Raw genomic sequence first — 12,332 nt, forward strand, 5'->3', positions numbered from 1 at the left:
ACAAAGCTGAACAAGATTTGAAGAGAAACCACCCAAGCCGTTATAGCGATGTATAATAATATTAAATAATCATTTATAAAAAAATAGTTTGACCGAGGGGAAAAGAATTAAAAAGGATACTGCATGTGAAGTAAAAATATTTCCAGTTCCATTATCTTTAACAGAAGATATACAGAATATTGTTATTTCTACGAATACTCCTTCAAAACGCTCCAAAGAACAAATAATTAATAAAGCATTTAAGTTTCATTCAGAAGGAAAAATTTCAGAAGCAGCAAAATATTATCAGCAGTGTATAAATCTGGGTTTCAATGATCAAAGAATTTTTTCTAATTATGGAGGCATATTAAGAGATCTTGGCAAATTAGAAGAAGCAGAACTATCCACACGCAAAGCAATAGAACTTAAACCTGATTACGCGATGGCATATTCTAATCTTGGCAGCATATTAAAAGATCTTGGCAAATTAGAAGAAGCAGAATTATCCACACGCAAAGCAATAGAACTTAAGACTGATTTCGCAGAGGCATATTACAATTTAGGAGGTCTATTAAGAGATCTTGGCAAATTAAAAGAAGCAGAACTATCCACACGCAAAGCAATAGAACTTAAACCTGATTTCGCATTGGCTCATTCCAGTTTGGGAAACATTTTGAGTGATCTTGGTAAATATAAGGAAGCGAATAATTGTTTTAAAAAATGCCTTAAATTAGATTCAAATGATCTTTCCTATAACTTGCAAGCAAGGCTTTTAATCTCATATATACAGTTAAATCAATCTCAGATTGAAAAAGAAAGAAAGGAGATTAATAAACAAATATCATTAATAGGTAATAATAAAAGTATTATTTATAAAAATAATACTTTACCAAACTCAATAGACTTTATTTTTTACTTGGCTTATCATAATTGTGAAAATGATAAAGAAATACTTGAAAATATAGCTAATAATTTATCTAAAAAAAAAGGAATAATAGATGGTAATTTTAACGTAGATCAGCATATAAAAGAAAGCTTGGCACGAAAGAAAATAAGACTAGCAATTTGTTCTAGCTATTTCTTTGAACATTCTGTTACCAGATGTTATTTGAATATAATAGAAAATTTGGCTAAATCTGGAGTTGAGCTAATCATTTTAAGAGGTATAAATGATAAGGTAGATGAAATAACAGAACATATTATTTCGTTAGCAGATGAAACAATCTCTCTACCAGAATCGTTAGAAAAATCTTGTCAAATAATTCTGAATAAATCTTTTGACGTTCTTCTGTATCTTGATATTGGAATGTCTAGAAAAACATATTTCATGTCGTTGTCACGTTTGGCTTTAGTCCAAGTTGTATTGAATGGACATCCAAATACAACCGGCTCTCCAAATGTTGATTATTTTATTTCATCTAAATATCTAGAAACAGAAAATTCAGATCAATATTACTCTGAAAGACTTATCAAGCTAACAAGACTTCCTGTAAGTTATAGTATACCTAAGAGCATTAATAGCAATTTCAAAGTCTCGAAACTAAACATTTTAGATAATGACTTTATAATTGGATTACCTCATACATCATTCAAGTACCATCCAGATTTTGATGATACTTTAAGTAAAATACTGGCAGAGATTCCACGTGCACGGTTGCTATTTTTTGGATCTTTTAGAGAATGTGAAACGAATGAATTATTATCTAGGTGGAAACAAAATAATAAGAATATTTTAAATCAAATAATAATATGTCCACGCGTTGGATTTGATAATTATTTAACAATATCGAAAAGGTTTGATATTATACTTGATCCTTTTTATTTTGGTATGGGTAATACTTTTTATCATGCTATGGCATTTGGCATACCTGTTTTAAGTATGCCTGCCTCACAAGCTAGAGGAAGAATAGTTTATGGTGGATATAAGCAAATGGGAATTAAGATTCCACCAATCGCTAAATCACCAAAAGAATATATTTTATTATGCAAAAAATTAGCCTTTGATAATACATATAGAGAAAATATTAGAACTCAAATACTTTCTAAAGCTAAAGATAATTTATTTAACGATAAAACTATTCATAAACAATTTATTGATTTCTTTGAACAGGCATTAGAAGCCGCATATAAAAAAGAATTACTTCCAATGAATTGGGAACCGGCTACAATCAATTAAAATCAAATATAATTTATTATTAATATTCAACACTTCACAATTTTTTTTCTAACTTCTGAAGCAATGGTCCATTATTTGTAATAATATTAGAATCCCCACTATCTTTCAATAAATTAGAAAACTCATCTAATTCACATAAAGAAGGATATCCGAAATGAAAAATTTTTTTCATAAATCATCGTCACTAATTTAAATCATAAGATCTTAGTTATTGTATTATCTACATATTTCTATATTAGGGGATATTGTCAAAATTTACTAATATAAAGACATTACATCATAAAACAAACTTACAAAGCTGAACAAGATTTGAAGAGAAACCTCCCAAGCCATTATAGCGATGTATAATACTAATTAAATAATCATTTATAAAAAATAGTTTGACCGAGAGGAAAAGAATTAAAAAGGATACTGCCTTTGAAGTAAAAATATTTCCAGTTCCATTATCTTTAACAGAAGATATACAGAATATTGTTATTTCTACGAATAATCCTTCAAAACGCTCCAAAGAACAAATAATTAATAAAGCATTTAAGTTTCATTCAGAAGGAAAAATTTCAGAAGCAGCAAAATATTATCAGCAGTGTATAAATCTGGGTTTCAATGATCAAAGAGTTTTTTCTAATTATGGAATAATTTTAAAAAATCTTGGCAAATCACAAGAAGCAGAAAACTACTATCGCAAAGCTATTGACCTTAATCCTGATTACGCTGAGGCTCATTACAATCTAGGAAATTTATTTAAAGATTCTGGCAAATCACAAGAAGCGGAAAAATCCTATCGCAATTCTATTGAACTTAATCCTGATTTCGCTGAGGCTCATAACAATCTTGGATTCATTTTCAAAGATCTTGGCAAATTAAAAGATGCAGAAAACTCCTATCGCAAAGCTATTAAACTTAATCCTCATTTAGCTGAAGCTCATTCCAATCTAGGAAATATTTTGAGAGATCTTGGCAAATTAAAAGATGCAGAAGTATTTACTCGAAAAGCTATTGAACTGAAACCTGATTTCGCATTGGCTCATTCCAATTTGGGAAACATTTTGAGTGATCTTGGCAAATTAAAAGATGCAGAAGTATTTACTTGCAAAGCTATTGAACTTAATCCTGATTTCGCTGAGGCTCATTCCAATCTAGGAAATATTTTGAGAGATCTCGGGAAATTACAAGAAGCAGAAATATCCACTCGCAAAGCTATTGAACTTAATCCTGATTTTGCAGAGGTGCATTCCAATCTGGGAAGCATTTTACGAGATCTTGGTAAATTACAAGAAGCAGAAGTATCCACTCGCAAAGCTATTGAACTTAATCCTCATTTCGCTAAGGCTCATTACAACCTAGGAAATATTTTGAGTGATCTTGGCAAATTACAAGAAGCAGAAGTATTCACTCGCAAAGCTATAGCACTCAATCCTGATTACGCTGAAGCATCATGGAATCTTTCATTACTTCAACTACTTCAAGGCGACTATAAAAATGGTCTAGAAAACTATGAGTTTAGATCTAAAATCAAGAAGCCTATTACTCCTCATGGGAAACCAAAAATAAAACAAGTAGATAATCAAAATATAGAGAAAGAAGAAAAGCTCTTAGTCATTAGTGAGCAAGGTTTAGGCGATACGCTTCAATATATGCGTTATATTCCTTACCTCAGAAGTCAAGGTCTAGATGTTTCTTTTTGTGCTCTAACCAAACTACATTCATTAATCCAGTCATCGGGTATTGATCACAATCCATTAACACCACAGCAGTCAACTTTAGTTTCAGAGGGACAATGGATCCCACTATTATCTTTACCTCGATATCTTCAAATAACTCCAGAGAAGCCAATCATTACTGAACCATACATATATTCAACAGAAGAATTAAATCAGAAATGGAAAAAAATCCTCTCCTCAGAGAAAAAGCCAATAATTGGTATCAATTGGCAAGGCAACCCAGAATTGGAAAGATCTTTTTATCAGGGAAGATCAATTCCTTTAGAAAGTTTCTCCAAGCTTTTTGACCACAATGAAATCACTTTACTTTCTCTCCAAAAAGGATTTGGTTCAGAGCAATTAAACAGTTGCTCATTTAAAAATAAGTTTGTTCAATGCCAAACACAAATTGATGCCACTTGGGATTTCCTTGAAAATGCTGCCATCATTGAGAACTGTGATTTAATTATTACTTGTGACACATCAATCGCTCACTTAGCTGGAGGAATGGGCAAAGAAGTTTGGTTGCTTTTGAGAGATATACCCTATTGGACTTGGGGAGTTAAGGGGAACCACACATTTTGGTATCCATCGATGAAATTATTTCGACAAAAAGAGCGACATAATTGGCAAGAAGTTATGGATAGAGTATCAAGCAAACTTAAAAAAGAAATGAACACCTACAATTAGGCATATATATTTATAGTTTTATACAATGGAAAATCTTAAACTTAATCTTGGTTGTGGAGAAAGAAAAATTCCAGGTTATATAAATGTAGATAAATTTGGGAATCCAGATATAAAACATAATTTAGAGTCTTTCCCTTGGCCTTGGGAAACAGATTCAGTATCACAGATTTTATTAATTCATGTACTTGAACATTTAGGAAAAGATGTAGAAACATACTTTAGAATATTTCAGGAGATGTATAGAATATGTAATCACGGGGCTAAAATTAGAATAATTGTACCTCACTTTAGACATAATTTTTTTTATGATGATCCGACTCATGTAAGAGTTGTAACGCCTCTTGGTTTAGAATTATTTTCTAAAAAAGCAAATAAAGAATGGGCAAGACTAGGACAATCAAATAGTCCTCTTGGGTTATATTTAGATATAGATTTTGAACTAAAAGAAACAGCTATAAGACCTAGTTCAGACTGGTTTAGATTACATCCAGAAAAAAATGTTGATATTAAATTACTTCAACAAGAAGCCAATATATATAATAATTTAATTGAACAATATGATATGTTACTTGAAGTGATAAAATAGTAATTTGAAGAAGAGGTTAAAAATGAATTTACAATCTAAAAAATTATCTAATATTCTTGCTCCAGTCTCTCTGGGCGAACTAATAGACAAAATCACAATTCTGGAAATCAAACAAATCCACATGACTGGAGTAAAGCTTAAAAATATAGATAAAGAGCTCAAACTGCTAAAATATATAGTTCAAAATGAAAATCTGGAGGTTGATCTAAATTTAATTAATAATCTCAAAGAAGTAAATAAGAATCTTTGGGAAATAGAGGATAATATTAGGATAAAAGAAAATAATCAAGAATTCGACGAAGAGTTTATTCAACTAGCTAGATCAGTTTACAAAGAAAATGATAGGAGAGCTTCTATCAAAAAAGAAATCAACCAGAAATATAATTCAGAACTAGTTGAAGAAAAATCATATAAAAACAATTTAATCTAAGTCTTAATCTATGAGAAGATCAAAAATAAAATATTCTAATTAAAGCTGCTTTCAAAATCAATTCGAACTAAAACTAATAGATATTAAGACATAAACTCCTAAAACAAACCTACAACATTTCTAAACAGTCTGAAGAGAAACATCTTATATTTTTCAGCGTTATGTATCCGATCTTGGTTTATAAAGCTAAAAATTGAGCGACTACTGAATTTATCCAATTCGATTGTTATATGACGAATCAGCAGCCAATCCAGCTAGTGACATTATTTGCTTTACCAAGCGCAACTCCAGCAGAATTACTATTAATTAGTCCTTTTTACATCGCATTTGCGAGACTTACAAATGGGTTCACCACCATTTTTCATAGCTATATATTGATCTCTTTAAAGTCTTGAAAGATAAAGTCCATATTGTAAAGAATCAATTTTTCATCCCATTCCTACTCCTCTAGCCATAAGAGTCGCTAAAAAAGGTATCGAGGCGAAACCTATCAATTCGACATTAATTATTAACCTTAATCTAGAAACAAGACGCTGAGTCACTTCAGGAAGAGTTCCCTTAGTAAGAGGAATTGACCATAAAACGTAAGTAATTGTTGGATAAAGAGATAAAGAACCAACTAAAGCAAAAATGACAATCTTTGTCCAAAAGATAGGATTTTGTGTATAAAATTCTGAACCCTGGCCAAACTTTAAAACTCTATAAATCCCACTTACCAAAAGAGCGACCCCAGCAATTCCATAAACAATGTCGGCAACAACCATAGAGATGGCTTCTTGCCTATTTGGATTTGGCTTCAATGAGATTCGTTCATAAATCAAAGCTCCAAAACAAAGCATAAAGCTCAAATAATGGATATACGCAACGGAGGCCGATTTCAACAAATCAATTGGCAGAACTAATCCGAACACAATCACTTAGGTTTGATCAAATTATACTTTAGCAAAAATCATAAAGCACAGAGGTATAGAAATTCAGTTCATCATCAATCCATCTAAGATCTCATCACTTGGAAAATTTTCTTCACTAAAAATGGTTCTCAAATCTTCTTAATCACAAGTTACGCATACTTAAAATCTATCTGATTAAAGGAAATAAGGGTATTACAAATTTTTTAAAATACTCCGCAATCTTATTTATTAGACTATTTTACTATTTTGATAAAGTATTATGAGAGAGGAACTCAAGAAAATAGCATTAAGACTATTTTCTTTTATCTTTATAATATTTTCAATATTAATTTTTATTGATACTAAAGATTTATATGCAGTAGAAAGTAATGATTCTATTTTAATCAAAAAAGTCTCTAAATCATATACGAATAAATTTTGTAATTCTATTGGATTTGGGCTCTCAAAGGAAAGTGCTATGAATTTTTCAATAAAAGAGAATAATCAAGTATTCAATAAAAAAAAAGGGTTTAATAATATTAATCAAGAATTGCTTGCAGAAGAAATAGCAATTGAGGTTATTGAAAAATGCGGCTACCCAATTAACTTATCAGGAGAAAAGGGGATTCTGGAATTTAAAAGTTACTATCTTTCAAAAATCAAAGCGTCCTCAACAAATGAAGCTTAAAACATAGGGAAAATATAAAGCTATTAAAATAACAAGTTATTCAAAATTATATGAAAAAACTTTATTCAAAAGAAATAAATTAGAATAAGGTTGAATAGAGCCAAGTGGACTTGAACCGCTGCTCTCCGTCATCTCATTAAGCCGAAAATTTCTGAATATCATAGTCATAGATTCAAAACTAAATCCTTAAAAGCACCTTACATAAGTTTAGGTGAAATATTTGACCTCATCACAGTTGTATATTTAAGATCATAGGCTAGGAAATATATATATTACACATTTTTACTTTACAAAAATAAAATAATGTAATTTTGCGATTTATAATTAAAAAAGTTTTTATTTTAGAAATTTAATAAGTATATTTCATGAAAGAGACCTCATTAATAAATCAAAGTCATTTATTAAAGACAGATTCGATTAAGTTATCAAATGAACCATTTCCTCATTATTTAATAAATAATTTTTTCAAAAAGGAGATAGCAGAAGAGCTTGAATCTGAATTTCCTGATTTCAATAGTTCTGTATGGCATATTTATAAAAATCAATTAGAGATAAAAAAAACTTGCAACGACTGGAATAAATTCCCAAAGCTTACATACAAAGTATTCTCTTATTTAAATTCAAATGATTTTATAGAATATATTTCAAAATGTTTATTTAAAAATATTTTACTTTATCCTGATTTTGGATTGCATGGTGGGGGGTGGCACATACATGGAAAAGGAGGAAAACTCAATACTCACCTTGATTATTCTATTCATCCAAAATTAAAGAAACAGAGGAAGTTAAATTTAATAATATATTTAAATTCTAATTGGCAAGAATCTTGGGGAGGTAAATTAGGTTTTTGGAACAATCAAAATAGTAAAGAACCAGGTGGTTTAGTAAAAGAAATTGAACCAAAATTCAATACAGCAATTATATTTGATACTTCTATGAATAGTTGGCATGGTCTCACATCAAAAATCAAATCCCCTGAAAATGAGTTTAGGAAAAGTATTGCTATATATTATCTAACTAATCCAGCAGACAATACAGATAAAAGATCTAGAGCCTTATTTTCACCAAGCGAAGAGCAAAAGAATGATCCTGCAATTCTTAATCTTATTAAGATGAGATCAGATGAATTAAATGCAAATAAAGTTTATCAAACAGATTATTAAATTTTAAATCATCAAACTCAATAAAAAATAAAATCTATTGTATATATTTCAAGCATGAGTTATGTTCTTTTTATTAAGAATATTATATCTTTTGCAATTTCCTTTTTAATTACGCAGTTAGATTTGTTTTAAATTCTTTAAGAAATTAATCATTTAATTGTTGAAATATTGTAAAATTATAGGATAAGCTTTACTTTTCAGATCTTAATTGAAGAAAAGAAATAGCTCTTAGAATCATACATAGTTAAAGCCTTAAGCCATCTCAAGGTGAATAAGTGCCAAAATCCACTCCAAAAGTAACTCTTCTCTATCCTCCCGAACAAAATTGGTCTGGGTCAATGTGCAAACCCAATGGGTCTTTAGCTTATCCAATGCTTGGTGGTGCTCTTCTAGAACAAAATATTGATACTAAAGTTTTTGATGCCTGTGTAGGAAATGAAAAGGACAATTTAGAAGAAGTTTTTTATAAGCAAACTCAACTTCCTAGTGGAATGCTTCGAACAGGTGTAAGTTCTCAAAGGATTCTTGATGAAGTCGCTGATTCAGACATTATTGGAATTACTTCTATTTTCTCTCATCAAGAGACGATGGTCTTAAATACAGCGCGCTTGATAAAGAAAGCTTTCCCTCAAAAATTATTAATCAGCGGAGGAGTTAATGCTCGTAATCGATTAAAGAATTTTTTCTCAAATGGATTTGATATTATTTGCACTTCTGAATCAGAAAAGACAATAGTAGATATTGCAAGACACGTAGAAAAAGGAATTAATGATTTTTCTAACATTCCTATGATCTATTACCGAAGTAGAAATGGATTTGCTAAAAGTCAAATTAAAGGTGAAATTATTTGGGATTTAGACCAGCTGCCAATGCCTGCATGGAAGCTACTTCCAAATGAGCGTTATTGGAAAATAGGTCGTCCACACGGTGGTCACTTTAAAGAAAATGAAACTCTTCGCTATGCCTCTATGATGACATCATATGGATGTCCTTTTGCATGCTCTTATTGTCATATCGCAGGAGAAACTGAAAATTCCGACTCTGGCCCTATTGGACGATTTCGTATTAAATCTGATGAACGAGTAATGCAAGAATTAAATGTTTTAAAAGACATGGGCGTACTTCAGGTATTTATTGAGGATGATTCGATTTTTGGCATGAAAAAAAGAGCAATTAATCTTCTAAAAAAAGTCAAGGACGTTGGTCTAGAAATACTTGACGTCAATGGAATTAATATTATTCATTTATTAAAAAAAGGAAAACCAGATTTAGAAGTTTTGGATGTTCTTGTTGATGCAGGTTTTAGAGATATAGTTCTTCCTTTTGAATCTGCTCATCCTCGAATAATCAAACAATGGGCTTCTAATAAATGGGACATTAATAATTCAGATATTAAAAGCTTAATAAAAGCTTGTAAAGACCGAGGTCTGAGAATAGCCGGTAATTTTATGTTGGGCTATCCAGATGAAAGTCGAAACGAAATAATCCATTCAATTAATTATGCAAAAAGGTGCATGGAATATGGTCTTGATGCCTGTAATTTCTTCCTAGTAATACCTCTTCCAGGTACAACTATGTTTGACTTTTGCATTGAAAATAAAATGTTACCTAAAAATTTTAATCCAGATAAAATGCATTGGCAAAAAGCCAATATGATAAATACACTTGTTTCTCCAAAAGAGCTTGAAGAGCTTAGAGACAAGGCTTGGCAAGAGACTAATGACATAGAATTTACTTCATATAAGAAAAATATGTCTGTTTAAAAAATAAAAAATCTAGATTTTTTATGAATTAAAATAAAAATATTTAATAAATTATTAATCAAATAAAATCGTCTTTAGGAATTAACATTAAATAAAATATTCTATCATCTTTGTTTAAAACTTTATCTTTTAAATTACAAAATCATTCAGATATTTTTTATGAATGGGAAAGATAATGGAGCCAAGCGGACTCGAACCGCTGACCCCCTGCATGCCATGCAGGTGCTCTACCAGCTGAGCTATGGCCCCAGATCGTTGAGATGATAGTGACTGCAATCCATCTCAAGCTACCCAACCATTATACTTCACCACATAAATAAACCCAAACACATCCATAGATACTCGATGAGCTTTAGATAGTGCTGCAAATCTGAGGTAAGATCTTTGTAGCAGGTCTTTGCAGTTACTTTCCTTTTAGTAAGATGTATCCTGCCTGCTTAAAGGGGGGCGATATCTTCTCAAAATAAAAACTTACGTACAAGTTATAATCCTAATTAATAGATCCTTTATAAAACAATAAACTTGACTGAGCAAAGACAAAATCAAAAGAATGCAAACTCTGAAGTAAGAACATTTTCAGTACCATTTGCTTTAAACAAAATCAAAGAAAATATTACTATTAATACAAATACTCCCACTAAACCTTCTAAAGAAAAACTTATTAAGCAAGCACTTAAATTTCATTCACAAGGAAATATTTCAGAAGCAGAAAAATACTATAAAAGTTTTATCAATCACGGGTACAAAGACCACAGAGTTTTTTCTAATTATGGAGCAATCTTAAAGAATCTAGGCAAATTAAAAGAAGCAGAATTGTCATACCGCAAAGCAATTGCACTTAATCCTGATTTTGCTCAGACTCATTACAATCTTGGAATTATTTTGAAAGATCTTGGCAATTTACAAGAAGCAGAAGTATCTACTCGCAAAGCAATTGAAATCAAGCCTGATTTTGCAAATGCTCATCTTAATCTGGGAAGCTTATTGAAAGATCTTGGCAAATCAGAAGAAGCAGAAGTATCTACTCGCAAAGCAATTCAACTCAAACCTGATTTCGCAAATGCTCATCTTAATCTGGGAACCATATTCCAAGAACTTGGAAATTTAAAAGAAGCAGAAGTATCTACTCGCAAAGCAATTCAACTCAAACCTGATTTCGCAAATGCTCATCTTAATCTGGGAAATATTTTGAGTGATCTTGGCAAATCACAAGAAGCAGAAAGTAGTTATTCAAAGTCAATTGAGTTGAATCCAGATTTCAATATTTCATTAATGAATAGAGCAAGATTATTTTTTAATCAAGAGAAATTCGATAAAGCATTAAGAGATTTAGATTCTTGTAATACAAAGGAGTCAAGATCATTTTCTCTAGAGATACTTTATAAATTAGGAAGGATTGAAGAGATTTATCAGAGGATTGAAAAAACTTATAAATTGGATGACTCAAACATTAGTATGGCTGCATTTTCATCATTTATTACTGCAAAGGAAAACAAGAAGACAGAACATAATTTTTGCCCAAATCCACTTTCATTTTTATATATTTCAAATCTTAGATTACACCTGAAAGGATATGATAAATTTATAAAAAATATAATTAATGAGCTTGGTTATATTAATACTATTTGGGAGCCTCCAAAAAAGGCAACTCATGGAGGATTTCAAACTCCAATTCATATGAATTTGTTTTCCAACTCAACAGAAAATATTTCATATCTTAAATCAATAATTATAAAGGAATTAGACTCTTATTTATTGAAATTTGAAAAAGAATCATGTTCATATATTCAAAATTGGCCCTCAAATAAGCATTTAAAAGCTTGGCATGTAATTCTTAAAAAGCAAGGATATCAGAGTGCTCATATTCATCCTGATGGATGGTTGAGCGGAGTGATTTATTTAAAGGTTGTTCCTTCTCGAAATAAGGATGAAGGTGCAATTGAATTTAGTTTAAATGGAGTAAATTATTTTGATGTCAACTCACCCCAATTAATACATCAACCAGAAGAAGGGGATATAGTTTTTTTTCCTTCTTCTCTTCACCACAGGACTATCCCTTTTTCGACAGATACAGATCGAATAGTCATTGCTTTTGACTTACTGCCGAATTGATCACTAGATTTTCCTCACTCGATTCTTATTTGAGGAATCAGCGCTAATTCAGCCAGTGATATACAATGAGCTTTAGATAGTGCTGCAAATCTGAGGTAAGATCTTTGTAGCAGGTCTTTGCAGTTACTTTCCTTTTAGTAAGATGTATCCTGCCT

The 12,332-nt window shown here is 30.7% G+C and carries 10 protein-coding genes and 1 tRNA gene; 8 read left to right on the forward strand and 3 right to left on the reverse strand.

Annotation, left to right across the window (positions count from 1 at the left end; genetic code table 11):
• Positions 1-88: 88 nt before the first annotated feature.
• On the forward strand, positions 89-2,155 hold the full coding sequence (locus tag SIB53_RS00850) for a tetratricopeptide repeat protein (protein ID WP_413678356.1): 2,067 nt from the start codon (positions 89-91) through the stop codon (positions 2,153-2,155).
• A gap of 34 nt (positions 2,156-2,189) precedes the next feature.
• Here SIB53_RS00850 and SIB53_RS00855 read toward each other — a convergent pair whose 3' ends face one another.
• Positions 2,190-2,327 carry a hypothetical protein gene (locus tag SIB53_RS00855; protein ID WP_413678357.1) on the reverse strand — a complete coding sequence of 46 codons (138 nt, stop codon included), beginning with the start codon at positions 2,325-2,327 and terminating at the stop codon, positions 2,190-2,192.
• A 208-nt stretch (positions 2,328-2,535) separates the two neighbouring features.
• On the opposite strand from SIB53_RS00855, the gene SIB53_RS00860 reads away from it, so the two are divergent.
• From SIB53_RS00860 to SIB53_RS00870, 3 genes are read left to right on the forward strand one after another with little or no spacing between them, the layout of a single operon-like run.
• Positions 2,536-4,545, forward strand: coding sequence for a tetratricopeptide repeat protein (locus SIB53_RS00860; RefSeq protein ID WP_413678358.1), 2,010 nt, complete (start codon positions 2,536-2,538; stop codon positions 4,543-4,545).
• 25 nt (positions 4,546-4,570) lie between these two features.
• Positions 4,571-5,131, forward strand: coding sequence for a class I SAM-dependent methyltransferase (locus SIB53_RS00865; protein ID WP_413678359.1), 561 nt, complete (start codon positions 4,571-4,573; stop codon positions 5,129-5,131).
• A gap of 22 nt (positions 5,132-5,153) precedes the next feature.
• A complete protein-coding gene (locus SIB53_RS00870) occupies positions 5,154-5,561 on the forward strand; it encodes a DUF6165 family protein (RefSeq protein ID WP_413678360.1) in 408 nt (135 codons plus the stop codon).
• Positions 5,562-5,989: 428 nt separating this feature from the next.
• Here the strand turns inward: SIB53_RS00870 and SIB53_RS00875 are convergent, their stop codons facing one another.
• Positions 5,990-6,400 (reverse strand): DUF2214 family protein, encoded by a 411-nt coding sequence (locus SIB53_RS00875; protein WP_413678361.1) that lies wholly within the window; start codon positions 6,398-6,400, stop codon positions 5,990-5,992.
• A gap of 331 nt (positions 6,401-6,731) precedes the next feature.
• On the opposite strand from SIB53_RS00875, the gene SIB53_RS00880 reads away from it, so the two are divergent.
• From SIB53_RS00880 to SIB53_RS00890, 3 genes are all read left to right on the forward strand, one after another.
• Positions 6,732-7,139 carry a hypothetical protein gene (locus tag SIB53_RS00880; protein ID WP_413678362.1) on the forward strand — a complete coding sequence of 136 codons (408 nt, stop codon included), beginning with the start codon at positions 6,732-6,734 and terminating at the stop codon, positions 7,137-7,139.
• A 365-nt stretch (positions 7,140-7,504) separates the two neighbouring features.
• Positions 7,505-8,302, forward strand: a complete 798-nt coding sequence (locus SIB53_RS00885; protein ID WP_413678363.1) for a 2OG-Fe(II) oxygenase — start codon at positions 7,505-7,507, stop codon at positions 8,300-8,302.
• A 275-nt stretch (positions 8,303-8,577) separates the two neighbouring features.
• Positions 8,578-10,065, forward strand: coding sequence for a B12-binding domain-containing radical SAM protein (locus tag SIB53_RS00890; RefSeq protein ID WP_413678364.1), 1,488 nt, complete (start codon positions 8,578-8,580; stop codon positions 10,063-10,065).
• A 176-nt stretch (positions 10,066-10,241) separates the two neighbouring features.
• Here SIB53_RS00890 and SIB53_RS00895 read toward each other — a convergent pair.
• A tRNA-Ala gene (locus tag SIB53_RS00895) sits at positions 10,242-10,314 on the reverse strand.
• A 273-nt stretch (positions 10,315-10,587) separates the two neighbouring features.
• Between SIB53_RS00895 and SIB53_RS00900 the strand changes: the two genes are divergently transcribed.
• Positions 10,588-12,177: a tetratricopeptide repeat protein gene (locus SIB53_RS00900; protein WP_413678365.1), complete on the forward strand. Its 1,590-nt coding sequence runs from the start codon at positions 10,588-10,590 to the stop codon at positions 12,175-12,177.
• Positions 12,178-12,332: the final 155 nt, after the last annotated feature.

Source organism: Prochlorococcus sp. MIT 0916, from assembly GCF_047305155.1.
In the GTDB taxonomy this organism is placed as follows: Bacteria; Cyanobacteriota; Cyanobacteriia; order PCC-6307; family Cyanobiaceae; genus Prochlorococcus_B.

Bases quoted from the DNA above. Each gene is read 5' to 3' on its own strand.
- SIB53_RS00855 (WP_413678357.1), bottom strand. From the start codon at position 2,327: ATGAAAAAAATTTTTCATTTCGGATATCCTTCTTTATGTGAATTAGAT.
- SIB53_RS00865 (WP_413678359.1), top strand. From the start codon at position 4,571: ATGGAAAATCTTAAACTTAATCTTGGTTGTGGAGAAAGAAAAATTCCA.
- SIB53_RS00870 (WP_413678360.1), top strand. From the start codon at position 5,154: ATGAATTTACAATCTAAAAAATTATCTAATATTCTTGCTCCAGTCTCT.
- SIB53_RS00875 (WP_413678361.1), bottom strand. From the start codon at position 6,400: ATGCTTTGTTTTGGAGCTTTGATTTATGAACGAATCTCATTGAAGCCA.
- SIB53_RS00880 (WP_413678362.1), top strand. From the start codon at position 6,732: ATGAGAGAGGAACTCAAGAAAATAGCATTAAGACTATTTTCTTTTATC.
- SIB53_RS00885 (WP_413678363.1), top strand. From the start codon at position 7,505: ATGAAAGAGACCTCATTAATAAATCAAAGTCATTTATTAAAGACAGAT.